Raw genomic sequence first — 19,063 nt, 5'->3', positions numbered from 1 at the left:
TGTTTATATGTCTTCTATAGCTTTATTTGGTGCTTTAGAAAGTGGGCTGATCTATGCCCTTGTTGCTTTGGGTGTACTGATATCATTTCGTATTCTGGATTTTCCGGATTTGACAGCAGATGGCAGCTTTCCGCTTGGTGGTGCTGTGTTTGCTGTATGCGTCACTCATGGAATGAATCCTTGGCTGGCTACCGCGCTTGCTGGGGCAGCTGGTGCCTGTGCAGGCCTGATAACAGCATGGCTGCATGTATCACTAAAAATCATGCAACTTTTGGCCAGTATTCTGGTGATGGTAGCCTTATATTCCGTGAATCTGCGTATTATGGGTGCACCGAATTTGCCATTGCTCGATCAGCCTAGCGTGTTTACACCGTTTTTTAATGCTGACGACAGTAATCAGTACTGGGTGCAGCCGCTGGTTATTTTTGGCTATGTATTGGTTGCTAAGTTTTTTCTGGACTGGTTTTTTGCCACCGAAATCGGTTTGTCCATGCGTGCGACCGGTGTGAATGCACGTATGGCTCGTGCGCAGGGTGTCAATACTTCGCGTATTTTATTGCTTGGCATGGCACTTTCTAATGCTTTTATTGCTTTGGGTGGCGCGCTGTTTGTGCAGACACAGGGCGGAGCTGATATTTCAATTGGTATCGGTACCATTGTGGTTGGTTTGGCTGCGGTGATTATTGGTGAAACGTTGATTCCCGCCAAACGTTTTATTGTGATTACGCTGGCGGTGATTGTGGGGGCTGTGCTTTATCGAGCCTTTATTGCATTAGCATTGGGTAGTGATACACTGCAACACATTGGCTTCGGTCCGCAGGATTTGAATCTGATAACGGCTATTCTGGTGGTTTTGGCACTGCGCCTACCGGTGATTAAACGTTATTTTAAAAGGAAACTAAAATCATGATGCGCGCAGATGATTTACGCCTGACATTCAATGCGGGGACTCCGATAGAAAATCCTGCCTTGCGTGGCATGAGCCTAAATATTGCTGAAGGTGAGTTTGTCACTGTAATCGGCAGTAACGGTGCTGGTAAATCTACTTTTCTTAATGCTATCAGTGGCGATATTCAGGTAGATTCCGGCACAATCACTATTAATAATAAAAATGTTACCAATGAGCCTGCCTATAAACGTGCACCGCTGGTGGCACGGGTGTTTCAAGACCCGTTGGCTGGTACCTGTGAGGCGCTGACGATAGAAGAAAATATGGCTCTGGCACTGAAACGGGGAAGCTGCCGTGGTTTGCGCTCAGCAATTAAGGGGCAATATCGCGAATTATTTCGCGAAAAATTGGCTATGCTTAATTTAGGGTTGGAAAATCGGCTCAGTGATCGCATCGGTTTGCTTTCCGGCGGACAGCGTCAGGCAGTCAGTCTGCTGATGGCTTCTTTACAGAGCTCAAAAATTTTGTTGCTGGATGAGCATACTGCTGCACTAGACCCAAAAACTGCAGCCTTTGTACTTGAGCTGACAGATCGTATCGTGCGTGAAAACAAATTAACGGCAATGATGGTAACTCATTCTATGCAGCAGGCTTTGGATCATGGTACCCGTACTGTTATGCTACATCAGGGGCGGGTAGTGCTGGATGTGGACGGCGAAAAGCGCGCTGGCATGGGTGTGACTGATTTATTACAAATGTTCGAGCATACACAAGGTGAGAAAGTCACCGATGATGCGTTATTGCTGAGTTGAATTTTGTGCTGAGAATACAGGCTGCTAAGATGGGTTTTGGCAGCCTTTTTTGTTTGATTGGATAAAATATTATGTCGGTACCGGATTTGATTGTGCTGAATAAGCCCTACGGAGTGATTTGCCAATTCAGTGCTCATGAAAAATATCCTACTCTAAAGCAATATGTGCCAGTACCGGATGTTTATCCTGCCGGCAGGCTGGACACGGATAGTGAAGGGTTACTTTTGCTCACTGCAAACGGGCGCTTGCAGGCCAAAATTGCACAACCGAAATACAAGCTGATAAAAACGTATTGGGCACAAGTTGAAGGTAAACCAGATAAGCAGGCTTTGCAGCACTTATCACGTGGAGTAAATCTTGGTGATTTTGTGGCTGCTCCGGCTCAAGTGCGTGTACTAGATGCAGCAGAAATCAAACATCTGTGGCCACGAGTACCACCAATTCGTGAGCGCAAAACAGTAACTGACTTTTGGTTGCAGATTGGCATCAGCGAAGGCAAAAACCGTCAGGTACGTCGCATGTGTGCCAAAGTGGGCTGGCCTTGTTTGCGTTTGGTGCGGGTTAGTATCGGCCGTCTGAATGTTTTTTCACTTGATTTGCCTTTAGGACAATGGCAAGCGGTAAGGCCTGAAGATTTATAAGATTTTATGTATTACTGACATCATAAACCCTCAGAACAAATATCTGAGGGTTTGTTTTATTGATATGCAAATTTTAAAGTTTAGAATGCAGGGATGATGGCGCCCTGATATTTTTCTTCAATAAATTTTTTCACTTCAGGGGAAGTCATGGCCTGTTTTAGCTTCTGAATTTCTTCGCGATTTTCATCACCTGTGCGTACAACCAGAATGTTTGCATAGGGAGAATCTTTTTCTTCGATAAACAGCGCATCCTTAGTGGGTACTAGTTTGGCTTCCATGGCAAAATTCGTATTAATCACAGACAGGGTGGCGTCATTCAGAGTACGGGGCAATTGTGGCGCATCCATGGGGGTGATTTTCAGATGTTTCGGATTGTCGACAATATCACGTACGGTGGCGCTGATACCTGCATCAGCTTTCAGTTTGATTAAACCTGCTTTCTGAAGCAATAGTAAGGCGCGGCCACCATTGGTGGCATCATTGGGAATGGTTACTAAACCGCCATCCGGAACTTCATTCAAAGATTTTACTTTTTTCGAGTAAATCCCCATGGGTTCTACATGAATATTGGCAATAGCGGTTAACTGCATTTTGTGTTTTTCAACAAAATCATCCAAATAGGGTTTGTGCTGGGTAAAGTTGGCATCTACATCTTTTTCTGCCAGAGCAATATTGGGGCGGACGTAATCCGTCATTTGCACTATCTGTAAATCAATACCTTCTTTTTGCAGTAGCGGTTTGGCCACTTGTAGAATTTCTGCATGAGGTACGGGCGATGCGGCTACTTTCAAAACTTTTTCTTTAGCAGGAGCCGGAGCGCTACTGGTGCTGGCTGCTGGTTCAGCTTCGTTTTTCTGGCCGCATGCAGTCAAAACTGTACTGATAGCGGCTACAGATAATAATGCAAATAACAATTTTTTCATATTTAACCTTAATGAAGATACACAATAAAATGCAGAGCTTTACCTTAACATAAAATGCTTATATCTGGTGGTTTTTACACATAGTAAAGCCATAAGCAGTTATTATGGTTGTTCCAGAATGTATTGGTCTGATAATTTGGGTATTTATTTATTTTTCAGCATGGGTTTAAGATATTTGCCGGTATAGCTTTTGCTATTGGCCGCTACTTCTTCTGGTGTGCCTTCTGCAATGATTGTACCGCCGCCATCACCACCCTCAGGGCCAAGATCAACAATATAGTCGGCAGTTTTAATCACATCTAGATTATGCTCAATAATTACTATGCTATTGCCTTTGCCTTTTAAGCGCTGGATTACATCCAGCAGCAAGGCAATATCGGCAAAGTGCAAACCTGTGGTTGGCTCATCTAGAATATACAGTGTTCTGCCGGTATCGCGTTTAGACAGCTCCAGTGCCAGTTTAACACGTTGTGCTTCGCCACCGGAGAGCGTGGTAGCAGATTGCCCCAGGCGTACATAGCCTAACCCCACATCCAATAACGTTTGTAATTTACGTTTGACCATTGGTACAGCATCAAAAAAAGTACATGCTTCTTCTACCGTCATTTCTAAAATTTCACTGATATTTTTGCCTTTATACTGTATTTCAAGTGTTTCACGGTTGTACCGTTTGCCATGGCAGACTTCACATGGCACATAGATATCGGGCAGAAAATGCATTTCTACCTTGATGACGCCATCACCCTGACAAGCTTCGCAGCGTCCACCTTTTACATTAAAGGAAAAACGGCCGACGTTATAACCGCGCTCACGAGAGAGGGGTACACCGGCAAACAGCTCACGGATGGGGGTAAAAAGGCCGGTATAGGTAGCGGGATTCGAACGCGGTGTGCGGCCAATAGGGGATTGATCAACGTTGATTACTTTATCTAGATGTTCCAGTCCTTTGATATCATCATAGGGTGCCGGTTCTTCTCTAGCCCGATTTAGTTCCCGAGCGGTGATTTTGGCCAAAGTATCGTTGATCAGAGTGGATTTACCACTGCCAGATACACCGGTGATGCAGGTAATCAAGCCCAGTGGCAAGGTTAGATTCACATTTTTCAAATTGTTACCGCTAGCACCGCTTAATACCAGCAAACGTTTTTTGTCTATGGGAGTACGCTGCTTAGGTATACTGATAGCTTTTTTACCGCTTAAATACTGGCCTGTTACCGATTCCTTGCAGGCGGCAACTTGTGCGGGTGGCGCAGCAATAATCACATTACCCCCGTGTTCACCGGCACCCGGCCCCATATCAACAACAAAATCAGCTGCACGAATCGCATCTTCGTCATGCTCAACCACGATAACGCTGTTGCCTAAATCACGCAGGTGCTTAAGAGTATCCAGTAAGCGGTCGTTGTCGCGCTGATGTAGACCAATAGAGGGTTCATCTAGCACATACATTACACCTGTGAGGCCGGAACCAATCTGGCTGGCCAAACGAATACGTTGTGCTTCGCCTCCAGACAGTGTTTCGGCACTACGAGCGAGATTGAGGTAATTCAGACCAACATTAATCAAGAACCCAAGGCGTTCATTAATTTCTTTAAGAATTTTTTCGGCAATTTGTTTTTTATTGCCTTCTAAGTTCAAGTTTTGGAAAAAATCAAGTGTAGTAGTCAGTGGCCAGGAATTAATTACCTGCAATGGTTTACCACCTACATATACGTAGCGTGCCTCGGTACGCAGACGTGCACCACCGCAAGCAGGACAGGCACGATGGCTTTGATACTGGGTTAATTCTTCGCGTACAGTAGTGGAGTCAGTTTCACGGTAGCGTCGTTCCAGATTAGGTATAATTCCTTCAAATGGATGGTTGCGAATGTGGGTGCCACGTTCAGATAGATAAGTAAATTCAATCTGTTCTTTACCCGAACCATACAGAATAATATTCTGAATTTTTTCAGTGAGCTGGCTAAATGGTTTATCAATGTCAAAATCATAGTGATGAGCCAGAGACTGAATCATCTGAAAATAGAAAGTATTGCGTTTGTCCCAGCCTTTAATGGCGCCTGCAGCCAGTGATAAATCTGGATGCATTACTACACGTTCAGGGTCGAAATAATCCATACTTCCCAGACCGTCACAGCTCGGGCAGGCGCCTACTGGATTATTGAAACTAAACAGACGTGGCTCAAGTTCCTGTAAGCTGTAGGAACATACAGGACAGGCAAAACGGGCAGAAAACCAATGTTCTTGACCGGAGTCCATTTCAATAGCAAGTGCACGTTCATTACCCAGTCTCAATGCGGTTTCAAAACTTTCAGCCAGCCGCTGTTTGATATCTGAACGTACTTTTACACGGTCGACAACCACATCTATATCATGCTTGATGTTTTTTTGTAGACTGGGTACTTCTTCTATGGCGTAGACTTCGCCATCTACTCGAACTCGTGCGAAGCCCTGAACTTGTAAGTCAGCAAAATAATCGACAAATTCACCTTTGCGTCCGCGCACGGCAGGTGCCAGAATCATTACTCGACTCTCTTCTGGAAGTGCCAAAATATGGTCTACCATCTGCGAAACTGTCTGACTTGAAAGCGGAAGGTTATGTTCTGGACAATATGGTGTGCCGATGCGAGCGTACAGTAAACGCAGATAATCATGAATTTCGGTGACCGTACCCACTGTAGAGCGGGGATTGTGGCTGGTGGCTTTTTGCTCAATAGAAATGGCTGGAGAAAGACCTTCTATCAAATCGACATCTGGTTTTTCCATCATTTGCAGAAACTGGCGTGCATAAGCCGACAGACTCTCTACATAGCGGCGTTGACCTTCTGCATATAATGTATCAAATGCCAGTGAAGATTTGCCGCTACCAGAAAGGCCGGTAATCACGACCAACTGATGGCGAGGTATATCCAGGTCAATATTTTTTAGATTGTGTGTGCGTGCGCCGCGAATATGAATGGTATCGTTATCTGACATAATGCCTTTCCCGAGCAAAAGGAATGGGATGCTGGCTTTAATCAATTTGCTGTTTATTAAAACCATCCGGTATTATACCCATTTTAAAACTTGAATTTAACGCTATCCGGTAAACGTTTTAATGTTTGCGTAAAATAAATCTCTTAAAATCAAGGTGTAATTCTTCGCAGCGCCATAAGTAGAATAGTACCGGTAAATTGCCGAGTGCCACTAGCAGATATAGTATTTTGATACTGTCAGAAAGCCAGATAAGTACAGCACTCAACAGGGCAGCGCAGACCATAAATAAACCGTTGATAATGTTATTGGCTGCTATAGCATGAGCACGGAATGCATCAGTACTGGCCGTTTGCAGCCATGTATACAAAGGCAGTGAAAAGAAACCACCACAAAATCCAATGCCAATAATGCACAACATGATAGAAAAGCTGTGAGAGCGGCTCAAAAATTCATTAATACCGCCTATAGACTGGTGAGGTGTTTGTGTAAACCACACCAGCAGCAGACCAAATATAGTCATTCCCAGTGTGCCGAGCACGATCAGACCAAGGTGCAGTTGATGATGGCTCAGACGAGCGCAGGCAATGGAACCAGATCCTATGCCTAGTGAAAATAGCGTAAGCATCAGATTGAACACAGCCTCATTACCGCCTAGATTCAGACGGGTAAACGTGGGAAGCTGGGTAATATACACTGAGCCAAGCAGCCAAAACCAAGAAATACCGATAATGGCAACCCAAACATTTTTTTGCTGATAAGTCTGTTGGAGAAGCTGTGTGGTGCTGTGCCAGATATTTACATTGATGTATTGCTGTGGAATCTGAGCCGGTACGCGTGGCATGAACATGCTTGAAAGTTGTCCAAGTATGGCAACCAACAATAGAATACCAAACAGCCATGCGGTATTGGTGACGGCCAGAATGGTGCCGAATATTTGTCCGAACAATATGGAAAGAAATGTACCACTTTCAATCAGGCTGTTGCCATTAAGTAATTCATAACGTGGTAAATATTCCGGCAAGATGGCATATTTCAACGGGCCAAACAAGGTAGAATGGGTACCCATTAGAAACAGACATAGCATTAATAGAGATACTGACTCTAACCAGAAGCCAATTCCAGCTACCAGCATAATGCCAATTTCAGCTGCTTTAATCCAGCGAGCCAATATTGCTTTATCCAGCTTATTACATAATTCACCCGATAAGGCTGAGAACAGAAAATAGGGCAGGATATACAACAACGCACCGGCGTTGAGCATTTGACTGGCTGGCAGCCAAGAATGAGTTCCCAGCCCATAAAAGCTTATTAATACAAATAATGCTGTTTTAAACAGATTATCGTTAAAAGCGCCGAAAAACTGGGTACCAAAGAGTGGCAGAAACCTGCGGGTGCGGGCAAAAGCAAACTGACTGCCAGAAGGCAACATATCAGGTGTAGACATAAATAACCTTGTAAAAGGGTGATCTGAATAATTACAGAGTGCCAGTTAGATCGTATAGCAAAAAATGCTGGCCACAGAGATTCAAGTATTGTTGCTTTAAACGTCCAATAATGTGGTCTTGTGCATCACACAATTGAACGTAATCCGACTGCCGGTACCATTTCAGGCTTTCTTGCTCTGATAATTGCTCCAGCAGCTGCCATTGAGCCGCACAGGCTTGACGGTCTGCTGCATCTGCCTGAGCTTTGACAGCATAATAACCAGTGGCACCATCGGTGTAAGCAGAATCTTCTTCATCAGTCAGCACCAGAAACCCAAGATGATGATTGTCGTTACTGTTAATACTGAAGTAGAGCATAATAAAAATTTTCTTTGAGCATTGAAAAGGACTTATTCTGTTTTTTTTCATGAATCTGGCAGAATTCTAGCAGCTTATAAAAAAATTTGTATGTTAATCTGCATACTTTTCGAAACAAAATATGTATTTGTATTATCAAATTGTCATAAAACTTTCAGGTTGGATTTTTTGCTGTATATATCTGTACCTATAAGTTTTAGTCTATCATTTAGATAAACTAATCTGGTTGTTCAAGTAATTTATGTCCTGTAGTTTCCAGCTCTGAGAGAAAGTTGCGATTATTGGAGTGATTGTTAGATGTAGTCTGAAAGTAGATTGGAACGGAAATAAAGTATTGAAATGTGTTTGTGGTAATGTTAAAAGCATAAATAATGAAATCGATAATCTGCTCAATAGAGGAGGAGATACTGATGAAGGAATTAGTACTCAGCGTTCATAAGCGAGTATAGTTTTTGCATACACAGTGCTACTATCAATACATTATTCCTATATCTAATCAAGCTGATAAAAGATAAAAAAGGATTTATGCAAGTAAGCACAAACCCTTTTTTAGATGATAATTAATAAAGATTACAGATTGGTCAATTTAATTTTCTGGCCCGGACGCAATACCTGCTTGCCATGTACTTTTTGTAATTTGCTTACTGGAATATTCAGCCGTTGGGCAATACTACTGAGTGTATCGCCTTTTTTAACAGTATAGGATACCGGAACAATACTACCTTTGGTTTCTTTACCTTTGCCTACAGCTGCAAGCATACGTTTGTTATCGCTATTAGGACTAATTTTCAGCACTTGTCCTATCTGAAGATTGTGTCCGCGCAAATTGTTAGCGGTGACTAAATCGGCTACATTAATATTATAGCGTTGAGCTATGGAAAATAAAGTATCACCTTTGTTCACTTTGTGAGCAATACTGCTGCGGCTATCGGCCACATTAATGGTATTGCGTGTAGCGCGTTCTGCACGAATTTCTGCAGACCGTGCTGCCTGAGCTTCTTCACGTTCCGCCTGTGCCAGTGTTTTCTGTACTGAAGCGGCTGCTGCTGCCTGTAGTTCGGCGTTCTGGGCAATTTGCATCAATGCATCATTGTTTTCTGCTACAACTGGCGCTACTGAATTGGCGGCAGGCTGAGAAGTGGCAACAGCTACGGTTTGAACTGTCGTATTGTCTGGCAAAGGTTGTGCAGTATTAAGTGCCGTAGTGGTAACAGTAGTTGTGCGGGTTAATACTGGTGCCTGCTGATTGTCTGTATTCGCCACCTCGCTAGTCTGAGAAACAGATACCACTGGATGTGTTACAAAGGTGCCGGGGGGCAAAACAGGCTGTGCCATTGCAATATTAAGCAACGGGTCTGTATCTGTATTGCTGAAAGAATCCAGATTCTGATTGCTGAAACTGTTTTTACTGATTAGCAGGCTGCGCCCAGCGGGCACAGTATTGCTGCTCAGATTATTCAAACGTTTGATTTCTGCGCTGCTCATTCCGGTCTGTGCCGCTAAATCAGCTACGCTGGTGGGGGCAAATGCTTTATAAATATTCCAAGACAGCAAGCTGCTTTTATCTGCTTTGCGATAATTACGCTCGAAAGTGTTTACTGCGGTAATCGGCAGCAGCATTTTGCGGTTTTCTTTTGGAATAAATACTGGGCTTTTGAAGCTGGGATTAAGTGTTAAAAACTCAGATGTAGAAATATTGGCCAGTCGCGCAGCAGCATCTATATCAATTGGCTGATCAATGCTGATGGCTTCGAAATAGGGGCGGTTAGGCACGGAAACCAAATTAATGCCGAAAGCCTGCGGGTTTTCAATAATATTACGCACAGCCAGTAGTTTGGGTACGTAATTACGTGTTTCATTAGGCATGCGCAGGTTTTCATATGTGGGGTCAATCCCTGCTAGCTGGGCGCGTTTGATGGCCTTGCCCACATTGCCTTCACCCCAGTTATAGGCAGCCAGAGCCAGTGACCAGTCACCAAACAGGCTGTACAGATATTGCAGATAGTTTAATGCGGCATCAGTAGCAGCATAGACATCATGTCGACCATCGTACAGATTAGTTTGTTCCAGACCGTACTGTCGTCCACTATTTGGCATAAATTGCCACAGACCTGATGCGCCCACACGAGACTGGGCCTTACTGACAAAAGCACTTTCAATAAATGGCAGCAATGCTACTTCTGCTGGCATCTGACGTTTTTCGGCTTCATTCACAATGTGATATAAATAGGGCTGACTCCGCAGTATAGTACGGTTGAAATAGTCGCCATGGCTTGAATAATATTGTTCCTGCCGGCGAATAATTTCAGGATTGACTTCTGTCATCCTGAAATCCTGACGCATGCGTCCCCAGATATCACGTGTTGAATACGCTTTCCCTTTTAGGGTGGCTGCATTCAGGTTCATGATTGATAGTCCGATGCCATTACTGGTATAAGATTGGGCAAATGAGATAGTAGGGGCGAGTACTAAGCTAGTGAGTGCTAGTACCATATGCTTCAATTGAGCCATTCGGATAACCGTAAAATTTATGCAAAATCCTATTAATATTAAATAGGAAGTCCTTAACGGTCAAGGATAAATCCCTATTTTTACAGTAATCATGAAGATGTGCTAGATGTTTTTAAATGGCTATGGCATTGATTTAACATAAACACGATGGTGTGGTTAATGAGTTATCCGCAATTGACAGACTGGCTTACACAGCATGCTTTCGGTGCTTATCTGAGTAGCCTTGAACAACAGTTTATTCGGCAGAAATTGGCCGTGTTGCGTTTTGGTACCATTATGCAATGTGGTTTTTCACACTGGCAATTCAAAGAGGTTTTTGCAGCTGAATCCGAATATCTGGTGCAGAACAATCATGCAGACGCCAATGTTGCGGTAGTGGCTGAAAATAATTTTTTACCATGGGCAGAACAAAGTGTAGATACTATTATATGGCCACATGGTCTGGATACGCTTTCCGCTCCGGATGAGACGATAGCTGAAATGGCGCGCATACTGGTACCTGGTGGTCATCTCATTCTGACCGGTCTGAATGTTAAGGGTTACTGGCGTTTATTTTATCAACGTGGCATCTCCGTATCGTTACATTTGTTATCGGCCAGTGCAGCTGTAAAACGTATGCAGCGCTTCGGCCTTTTTTTGGAAGAAGGTCAGTTTATGGGCTATGGTATTCCTGCATGCTATGGAACAAACCATCATACAATAGAGTATATGGGTAATCGATGGTGGCCGCATTTGGCTGCTATATATGGTTTGGTATTGGTCAAGCGGACAATACCTTTAACTTTGACGCCGCAAAATACGAATCTGATACTAAATCCCGTAAGCAATATGGCCATGAAAGGTATAGAATTAGATTGAAATAAAAAGACCTGAATTTATTCAGGTCTTATGTATATCCTGACAGATCTCAGGCAGCTTTGTCTGTATCTGTTTTCAGCTTTTTATCCATCATTTCTTCAAATTCACGCATGCACGCAGATGCAATGGCGAGCATATTATCAATTTCCTTTTTGGAAATAATTAGTGGTGGTGCAGCGACCATGTGGTCACCACAGGCACGGAAAATCAGATTGTTTTTGAAAAAGATATCGCGACACATCAAACCTGTGCTGCCAAAATCGTCAAAAAGTTCTTGTGTTTCACGGTTTTTTACCAGCGTAAAACCACACATCAGTCCTTCACTGCGGATATCAGCTACATATTTGAATTTGCTGAAAGTCTCTTGCCAGCGTTTGCGCAGATAAGGGCCGGTTTTAGTACGTACCTTTTCAATTATGTTTTTTTTATCCAGTATATTGAGGTTTTCGTACGCCACTGCAGCTGCGACGGGATGTCCACTGTAGGTAAAGCCATGGTTGAATTCTCCGCCTGCCAGCAGTCCTTCAGTTACTTTGTCATTAACCAAAACTGCGCCAATCGGCAAGTATCCTGATGACAGACCTTTGGCTGTGGTAAAGATATCCGGTGTAAAACCTAATGTTTCAAATCCAAACCAATTACCGGTACGGCCATAACCACAAATCACCTCGTCGGCTACCAGTAAAATGTTATATTTTTTACAAATATCCTCTATTCTTGGCCAATAGGTAGTAGGAGGAATAATGACTCCACCAGCTCCCTGAATCGGTTCACCGACGAAAGCTGCGATTTTATCTGCTCCTAAAGCCAGTATTTTTTCTTCCAGCCAGTTGGCAGCACGAATACCAAATTCTTCTTCACTTTCATTGTCATCGGCCAGACCGTAATACCAGGGTTGATCAATATGTACGATGTTGGCAATGGGTAAATCACCTTGCTCATGCATACTTTTCATGCCGCCAAGGCTGGCTCCGCCAAGTGTAGAGCCATGGTAGCCATTCCAGCGCCCGATGATGATTTTTTTATTTGGCTGGCCCACTGACGACCAGTAATGGCGCACCATGCGGATCATGGTATCAACAGATTCAGAACCTGAATTGGTATAGAACACATGATTAAAATTATTTGGAGTGATTTCAACCAGTTTTTCGGATAATCTGATTACGGCCGGATGGGTGGTTTTGAAAAAAGTATTGTAAAACGGCAGCACTTCCATTTGTTTTTCAGCAATTTTGGCCAGTTTTTTCTGGCCGTAGCCAATGTTCACACACCACAAACCGGCCATGCCATCAATGATTTCATTGCCTTCGCTGTCATAAACATAAATTCCCTTTGCCTTTACCATCATGCGTACACCATGCTTTTTAAGCTGAGCATTATCTGAAAATGGGTGCAGATGATGTTTTACAGCGTGTTTGTTATCGGTTTTTTTTGTCATATCGATGCTCCTTTGAGAAAATAGGTATAACCTGTTTGTCATCCTGCCAGTAAAATTCAAACAGGCATAAAAGGTAATATTGTTGTTCACACATGTAATAACAAATATTTGCGCTCCCATGGGCTGATTACACGGAAATACTCTGATACTTCCTGTTCTTTTACTGCTATATACATTTCTACAAAACGCTGTCCAAGGATATCGTGAATGGGTTCACATTGACGCAAGCGTTCGATGGATTCTTCCAAAGTGGTTGGAAACTGATAAGGCAGGGAATAAGCATTACTGCTTAAAGGTGCACGCGGCTGTAGTTTTTCTTTAATACCCAGATAACCACAGGCCAGTGAGCAGGCTATGGCCAGATATGGATTTACATCCACACCAGCGAGCCGGTTTTCAATGCGTCTGCCTTTGGCACTGGCACGTGGTACACGCAGGCCGACGGTGCGATTATCATATCCCCATTCAACATTGGTAGGCGCAGCTGTAAAACGGGTTAGGCGACGAAATGAGTTTACATATGGCGCAAAGAAAGGCATCGTTTGTGGCAGGTATTTCTGTAAGCCACCAATGAAATGGAAAAATAGCTCTGAAGGTGAACCATCATTATTGCTGAAAGCGTTATTGCCGGTTTCTACCTCGACCAGACTCTGGTGTATATGCATGGCGCTACCTGGTTCGCCTTCCATGGGTTTAGCCATAAATGTCGCATACATTTTGTGGTGAAAAGCAGACTCACGAACAGTTCGTTTAAACAGAAAAACCTGATCTGCCAAATCCATGGCGTGACCATGTAGGAAATTGATTTCCATCTGGGCAGCACCAATTTCATGAATCAGGGTATCTACTTCCAGATTCTGGTCATGACAATAGTCGTATATTTCTTCAAAAAGCGGATCAAATTCATTTACTGCATCCACGGCATAAGAGCGCCGGCCAAATTCACTGCGTCCGGTACGGCCAATTGGTGGCTGAAGCGGCACATCCGGATCAGGATTGGGTGAAATCAAATAAAACTCCATCTCCGGCGCCACAATAGGCTTCAGCTCCATATTTTCATACAGATTTAGAATGCGTCTGAGCACATTGCGTGGGGCGGTTTCTACCGGCAGACCGTCGGGGGAGAAACAATCGAATATTAGCGATGCTGTCGGATCTTGTGCCCAAGGCACAAAACGTAGGGTAGACGGGTCTGGCTTTAATTCCATATCTGCATCGGTTTCATCAAGCAGGCTAGATTGCGGATATTCACCGGTAACTGTTTGCAGTAGAACTGCTTCCGGCAGCCGCATATCAGGCTCAGATATGAATTTATCTTTGGGGATAATTTTACCGCGTGCCACACCTGTGATGTCCGGCAAAATGCATTCTACTTCAGTGATACCATGTTCTTTAAGCCAATTGAATATATCATCATACATAAGTCACCTTAAAATAATTCCTTTTGCTTATGCAATCTGTATTGCATACATGCTTCACGAAAAGCCTTAAAAATAGCAATAGAAAGCGGTTTCTGCCCATACAGCCATTCAGGATGCCATTGCACTGCGTAGCCGAATAGAGGTGCTGCATCAATCCTGAAAGCTTCAATCAGGCCGTCTGGGGCAGTTGCTTCAATGCTAAGCCCGGGTGCTAACGTTTTTACTCCTTGCTGATGTAATGAATTAACTGGATACTGCTGCTGATTTGTTGCCATCCATAACATTAACAGGCTGTCGTCTTGCAGATGAACTGGATGTGCGTCACCGTACTGCACCTCGATTGGTTGATTATCAGGTTCTCGATGGTCTAAAAAACCAGGGATTTCGTGTACATACTGATGCAGCGTGCCACCTAGTGCCACATTGATTTCCTGCAAACCGCGGCACACACCCAAAAGGGGAATGCCTTCATCAATCAGTTTCCGGATAAAGGGTAAAGTTGTATGATCACGTGCTTTATCGTGCAATGTGTTTTCGCGGGCGTTATCTCCGCCATACCAGCATGGTTCAATATTGGAATAGGATCCAGAGAGAAAAATGCCATCTACTAAAGGCAGCAAGCGTTGTAATGCATCTTGATCAGCCAGAGCTGGCAGCAAAATCACGTCGCCGACACTATTCTGTACAGCCTGAATATATTTATCGCCTACAGCGTGAAAATCCCATTTACCTATCTGCTTTACATCACACGGAATACCAATTACCGGACGCACTTGCATAAGTTAATCTCAAGATTTTAATAAATAAAAGAGTTTCTGATTCTGTATTGCATAATCCCACGCCACGCAAAAAATGGCAAGATTTCTTAAGTTAAAGTATTAAAGTGATAAGTTGTTAATTCCAGTTTTAAATAAATATTGCCAGTGAGCTGTTCTCACTTGCTCTTCGTTATTTTTGGCAGTACACATAAAAACATTTTAGTGTCCGATGAATCTAAAAAAGCCCTGAATAAATTCAGGGCTAACAAAATCTTTAAAATAGCTTTAGAAGCGGCGCTGTAATTTTGCAGCCAGCATAATACTGGCGGCCAGTTCTTCTATCGATTTATGTGTGGTATTGGTAAAGGGTATATTAAATCGGCGAAACATTTCTTCAGCTGTTGAGATTTCACGGCGGCAGTTATCACGGCTGGCATAACGGGAGTCCGGACGGCGTTCCGAACGGATATGGTGTAAACGGTCTGCTTCAATTGTCAAACCATATAGTTTTTGCCGAAATGGCTGCAACATTCTCGGCAACTCGCTGCTTTCTAAATCTTCAGGTATGAGAGGATAATTGGCGGCACGGATACCGTACTGCAACGCCAAATAAAGACATGTAGGAGTTTTGCCACTACGGGATACACCCATCAGAATGACATCTGCTTTCTGTAATTCGCGATCAGTAATTCCGTCATCATGATTAAGCGCAAAATTAATTGCCTCCATACGCTTATCATAGCGTTCTGTATCATGCATGCCATGAGTACGCCCAATAGAGTGATTAGCTTCTGTAGCCAGTTCATCTTCAAGCTCTCCAATAAAGGCATCATAAAAACTCATGTGCATGCCAGCACTGGTTTTAATCAGTTTGCGTACATTTTCATCAACAATACTGGAAAATACCAACGGTCGTGCTTCACATTTGCTTGCAGCGGTATTAATCAGGGCAACAATTTCCTTTGCTTTTGCTTCGGTGTCTACAAACGGATAAGTAGCCCGTTTAAATTCTATATTGTCAAACTGATTCAGTAAGGCCAGCCCCATACTTTCAGCTGTAATTCCGGTGCGGTCAGATACAAAAAAAACTTGGCGAACTGGTTTCATAATTATTTACACAAATTTAATTTAAAAAATCGGTAGATAAAAGCCGATGGTCAGACATTGTAAATGAAGTTGGCTGTGGACAGATGTTTAAAATTAGCTTTTTTTCCACATTCAGCCAAAATAAAGTTAAATCAGACCGAACCTGCCAGAAATCAGCAATAAAATGCAGATTTAAATCAAAAATATCATAATTTTAGATTTATGTTGTTAAAAGAGTAATTAAAATGCAATATTTGTCCAAATAATTGATAATAGAATCAAAATATTTATTCATTCAACAGCTTGTGCTTTACATACATTTGACCAAAGATAAACAATGCTCACATAAAGTAGATAAATAGCCAAAAATACATGACATTTTATACTTGAATAGTTAGAATAGGCCGTCTTCAACTTTCCCCACTCCACATTGGATAACCATCATGGCCGGTAATAACGTAATCTGGTTTGAAAATTTGCGCATGACCGACGTTGAAAGCGTTGGCGGCAAGAATGCTTCTCTTGGCGAGATGATTTCACAGCTCACCGAAAAAGGTGTGCGTGTTCCCGGTGGTTTTGCAACCACAGCAGAAGCCTACCGCAAATTTTTAGCCTACGAAGGTTTGAGTGAACGCATTAGCAGTGAACTCAAGGCGCTTGATGTCGATAATGTTGCCGAGCTGGCAAGAGTAGGTAAACAAATCCGTCAATGGATTATGGATACTCCTTTCCCGCCTGAGCTGGAAGCTGATTTACAGGCGGCATGGGAAAAAATGGTGGCTGATGCCGGTACAGATCAGATTTGTGTGGCTGTACGCTCATCCGCCACTGCTGAAGATTTACCTGATGCATCCTTTGCCGGACAACAGGAAACATTCTTAAATATTAGTGGTTATGATAATGTCAAAGAAGCTATGCACCACGTATTTGCTTCTTTGTATAATGATCGTGCCATTTCTTATCGTGTTCATAAGAATTTTGCCCACGACATCGTAGCTCTGTCGGCAGGGGTACAACGCATGGTGCGCTCTGATAAAGGCGCATCCGGCGTGATGTTTACTATGGATACTGAGTCTGGATTTGATCAGGTAGTATTTGTAACATCATCATATGGTCTGGGCGAAACAGTTGTACAGGGTGCCGTAAATCCAGATGAATTTTACGTGCATAAACCGACATTAAAAGCCGGTCGTCCTGCCATCTTGCGCAAAACCATGGGTTCTAAACTGATTAAAATGGTTTTCACAGAAGATGCACAGGCAGGCAAATCTGTACAGACTGTAGATGTAGAACCTGCTGAGCGGAAAAAATTCTCTATCAGTGCCGAAGAAATTACTGAGCTGGCGCAATATGCACTGATTATTGAAGAACATTATGGTCGCCCAATGGATATTGAGTGGGGACGTGATGGTATTGACGGAAAACTATATATTCTTCAGGCTCGCCCTGAAACCGTAAAATCTCAGGAAAATAATAGCCGCGTATTGCGTCGTTATCAGATTAATGACAAATCTACCATTCTGGTAGAAGGCCGCGCTATTGGTCAGAAAGTAGGTCAGGGTAAAGTACGATTGGTAAAATCCGTTGATGAAATGGATAAAGTTTTACCAGGGGACGTGCTGGTTACTGATATGACCGACCCCGATTGGGAGCCCGTGATGAAACGTGCTTCAGCCATTATTACCAATCGTGGCGGACGTACTTGCCATGCTGCCATTATTGCGAGGGAGCTAGGTATCCCTGCTGTAGTTGGTTGCGGTAATGCGACTTCTGCATTGCAGGACGGTCAGGAAGTAACCGTATCCTGTGCTGAAGGTGACACTGGTTATGTTTATAAAGGCTTGCTGAAAGTAGATATTAATGAAATACCTTTAGATAATATGCCTGAATCCCCTGCTAAAATTATGATGAACGTGGGTAATCCAGAGCTGGCGTTTAGCTTTTCAAACTTGCCGGGCTATGGTATCGGGCTGGCCCGTATGGAATTCATCATTAACCGTCAGATCGGTATTCACCCGCGTGCTCTGCTGGAATTCGACCAGCAGGATGAGCAGATGCAAGCTGAGATTACAGACCGCATAGCTGGATATACCTCTCCAGTAGATTTTTATGTAGATAAAATTGCAGAAGGTGTAGCTACACTGGCTGCTTCAGTTTATCCGAAAAAAGTAATTGTGCGTATGTCTGACTTTAAGTCAAACGAATATGCCAATTTACTGGGCGGTAACAAATACGAACCTCACGAAGAAAATCCGATGCTGGGCTTCCGTGGTGCGGCCCGTTATGTATCAGAAGATTTCAAAGATTGTTTTGCGCTTGAATGTAAGGCACTCAAATACGTTCGTGATGAAATGGGTCTGACCAATGTTGAAATCATGATTCCGTTTGTACGTACTTTGAAAGAAGCGGAAAATGTAGTACGTGCATTGAAAGACAATGGCTTAGAACGCGGTAAAAATGGTTTGCGTCTGATTATGATGTGTGAATTGCCTACCAATGCTGTACTGGCTGAACAATTCCTGAAATACTTCGATGGATTCTCTATCGGCTCTAATGATATGACCCAATTAACTTTGGGTGTGGATCGTGATAGTGGTGGCCCGATTGCAGGTACGTTTGACGAACGTGACCCTGCTGTTAAGGTTATGTTTAGTCTAGCTATTCAGGCATGCCGTAAGTTAAACAAATACATTGGTATTTGTGGACAGGGACCATCAGACCATGCTGATTTCGCCAAGTGGCTCATTGAAGAAGGTATTGAAACGATTTCTCTCAATCCTGATACTGTAATTGAAACTTGGTTGTATTTAGCAAAAGAATTGAAAAAATAAGTTTTCAATTGATTGAATGCAAGGCCGCTAACTAACAGCGGCCTTTATCTTTATCTGTTCAAGCCGATACGGTATTTTGGTATTTATAATCAAAGTACATATCATTAAATATTACATATT

14 protein-coding genes are annotated in these 19,063 nt (G+C 43.2%); 5 read left to right on the top strand and 9 right to left on the bottom strand.

All coding sequences use genetic code 11. The features are described from left to right. Positions 1–7 precede the first annotated feature (7 nt). The 3 genes from J3U67_RS01920 (at position 8) to J3U67_RS01910 (ending at position 2,342) form a co-directional block, all read left to right on the top strand. Entirely contained in the window at positions 8–910 is a 903-nt protein-coding gene (locus tag J3U67_RS01920; protein ID WP_267403556.1) for an ABC transporter permease, read from the top strand. Next, positions 907–1,701 carry an ABC transporter ATP-binding protein gene (locus J3U67_RS01915; RefSeq protein ID WP_100140138.1) on the top strand — a complete coding sequence of 265 codons (795 nt, stop codon included), beginning with the start codon at positions 907–909 and terminating at the stop codon, positions 1,699–1,701. The genes J3U67_RS01920 and J3U67_RS01915 overlap by 4 nt, the downstream gene beginning before the upstream one ends. A 71-nt stretch (positions 1,702–1,772) precedes the next feature. Next, positions 1,773–2,342: a pseudouridine synthase gene (locus tag J3U67_RS01910; RefSeq protein ID WP_267403554.1), complete on the top strand. Its 570-nt coding sequence runs from the start codon at positions 1,773–1,775 to the stop codon at positions 2,340–2,342. Positions 2,343–2,422: 80 nt separating this feature from the next. On the opposite strand, the gene J3U67_RS01905 is transcribed toward J3U67_RS01910, so the two are convergent. The 5 genes from J3U67_RS01905 to J3U67_RS01885 form a co-directional block, all read right to left on the bottom strand. Continuing rightward, the gene (locus J3U67_RS01905; RefSeq protein ID WP_267390253.1) at positions 2,423–3,265 is read right to left on the bottom strand and encodes a MetQ/NlpA family ABC transporter substrate-binding protein; all 843 of its coding nucleotides are present in this window, start codon (positions 3,263–3,265) and stop codon (positions 2,423–2,425) included. Positions 3,266–3,409: 144 nt separating this feature from the next. Then, positions 3,410–6,238 (bottom strand): excinuclease ABC subunit UvrA, encoded by a 2,829-nt coding sequence (gene uvrA, locus J3U67_RS01900; protein WP_267403552.1) that lies wholly within the window; start codon positions 6,236–6,238, stop codon positions 3,410–3,412. A 118-nt stretch (positions 6,239–6,356) separates the two neighbouring features. Then, on the bottom strand, positions 6,357–7,682 hold the full coding sequence (locus J3U67_RS01895; RefSeq protein WP_267403550.1) for an MFS transporter: 1,326 nt from the start codon (positions 7,680–7,682) through the stop codon (positions 6,357–6,359). Between the two features lie 31 nt (positions 7,683–7,713). Continuing rightward, positions 7,714–8,040: an HLGFF motif protein gene (locus J3U67_RS01890; RefSeq protein WP_100140140.1), complete on the bottom strand. Its 327-nt coding sequence runs from the start codon at positions 8,038–8,040 to the stop codon at positions 7,714–7,716. Between the two features lie 570 nt (positions 8,041–8,610). After that, positions 8,611–10,551, bottom strand: coding sequence for a lytic transglycosylase (locus J3U67_RS01885; RefSeq protein WP_267403548.1), 1,941 nt, complete (start codon positions 10,549–10,551; stop codon positions 8,611–8,613). A 159-nt stretch (positions 10,552–10,710) separates the two neighbouring features. On the opposite strand from J3U67_RS01885, the gene J3U67_RS01880 reads away from it, so the two are divergent. Continuing rightward, positions 10,711–11,409, top strand: coding sequence for a class I SAM-dependent methyltransferase (locus J3U67_RS01880; RefSeq protein WP_267390257.1), 699 nt, complete (start codon positions 10,711–10,713; stop codon positions 11,407–11,409). Positions 11,410–11,458: 49 nt separating this feature from the next. On the opposite strand, the gene J3U67_RS01875 is transcribed toward J3U67_RS01880, so the two are convergent. The 4 genes from J3U67_RS01875 to J3U67_RS01860 all read right to left on the bottom strand — a co-directional run bounded on the left by J3U67_RS01875 (position 11,459) and on the right by J3U67_RS01860 (position 16,133). Next, positions 11,459–12,847, bottom strand: coding sequence for an aspartate aminotransferase family protein (locus J3U67_RS01875; protein WP_267403546.1), 1,389 nt, complete (start codon positions 12,845–12,847; stop codon positions 11,459–11,461). An 86-nt stretch (positions 12,848–12,933) separates the two neighbouring features. Continuing rightward, complete coding sequence (locus J3U67_RS01870; RefSeq protein ID WP_100140144.1) at positions 12,934–14,268, bottom strand: glutamine synthetase family protein; 1,335 nt, start codon at positions 14,266–14,268, stop codon at positions 12,934–12,936. An 8-nt stretch (positions 14,269–14,276) separates the two neighbouring features. After that, positions 14,277–15,047 carry a gamma-glutamyl-gamma-aminobutyrate hydrolase family protein gene (locus tag J3U67_RS01865; RefSeq protein ID WP_267403544.1) on the bottom strand — a complete coding sequence of 257 codons (771 nt, stop codon included), beginning with the start codon at positions 15,045–15,047 and terminating at the stop codon, positions 14,277–14,279. Positions 15,048–15,311: 264 nt separating this feature from the next. Beyond that, positions 15,312–16,133, bottom strand: a complete 822-nt coding sequence (locus J3U67_RS01860) for a pyruvate, water dikinase regulatory protein (RefSeq protein ID WP_100140146.1) — start codon at positions 16,131–16,133, stop codon at positions 15,312–15,314. A 422-nt stretch (positions 16,134–16,555) separates the two neighbouring features. Here J3U67_RS01860 and ppsA point away from each other — a divergent pair, with 422 nt between their 5' ends. Beyond that, the gene (gene ppsA / locus J3U67_RS01855; RefSeq protein ID WP_100156956.1) at positions 16,556–18,943 is read left to right on the top strand and encodes a phosphoenolpyruvate synthase; all 2,388 of its coding nucleotides are present in this window, start codon (positions 16,556–16,558) and stop codon (positions 18,941–18,943) included. Positions 18,944–19,063: the final 120 nt, after the last annotated feature.

It is taken from the genome of Snodgrassella sp. B3837 (assembly GCF_026535955.1).
Taxonomy (GTDB): domain Bacteria; phylum Pseudomonadota; class Gammaproteobacteria; order Burkholderiales; family Neisseriaceae; genus Snodgrassella; species Snodgrassella alvi_E.
Note: the sequence above shows the minus strand (reverse complement) of the source record. Positions and strands in the feature narration are given on the sequence as shown.

Coding starts and splice junctions, on each gene's coding strand:
- J3U67_RS01920 (WP_267403556.1), top strand. CDS start 8: ATGTCTTCTATAGCTTTATTTGGTGCTTTAGAAAGTGGGCTGATCTAT.
- J3U67_RS01915 (WP_100140138.1), top strand. CDS start 907: ATGATGCGCGCAGATGATTTACGCCTGACATTCAATGCGGGGACTCCG.
- J3U67_RS01910 (WP_267403554.1), top strand. CDS start 1,773: ATGTCGGTACCGGATTTGATTGTGCTGAATAAGCCCTACGGAGTGATT.
- J3U67_RS01905 (WP_267390253.1), bottom strand. CDS start 3,265: ATGAAAAAATTGTTATTTGCATTATTATCTGTAGCCGCTATCAGTACA.
- uvrA (WP_267403552.1), bottom strand. CDS start 6,238: ATGTCAGATAACGATACCATTCATATTCGCGGCGCACGCACACACAAT.
- J3U67_RS01895 (WP_267403550.1), bottom strand. CDS start 7,682: ATGTCTACACCTGATATGTTGCCTTCTGGCAGTCAGTTTGCTTTTGCC.
- J3U67_RS01890 (WP_100140140.1), bottom strand. CDS start 8,040: ATGCTCTACTTCAGTATTAACAGTAACGACAATCATCATCTTGGGTTT.
- J3U67_RS01885 (WP_267403548.1), bottom strand. CDS start 10,551: ATGGCTCAATTGAAGCATATGGTACTAGCACTCACTAGCTTAGTACTC.
- J3U67_RS01880 (WP_267390257.1), top strand. CDS start 10,711: ATGAGTTATCCGCAATTGACAGACTGGCTTACACAGCATGCTTTCGGT.
- J3U67_RS01875 (WP_267403546.1), bottom strand. CDS start 12,847: ATGACAAAAAAAACCGATAACAAACACGCTGTAAAACATCATCTGCAC.
- J3U67_RS01870 (WP_100140144.1), bottom strand. CDS start 14,268: ATGTATGATGATATATTCAATTGGCTTAAAGAACATGGTATCACTGAA.
- J3U67_RS01865 (WP_267403544.1), bottom strand. CDS start 15,047: ATGCAAGTGCGTCCGGTAATTGGTATTCCGTGTGATGTAAAGCAGATA.
- J3U67_RS01860 (WP_100140146.1), bottom strand. CDS start 16,133: ATGAAACCAGTTCGCCAAGTTTTTTTTGTATCTGACCGCACCGGAATT.
- ppsA (WP_100156956.1), top strand. CDS start 16,556: ATGGCCGGTAATAACGTAATCTGGTTTGAAAATTTGCGCATGACCGAC.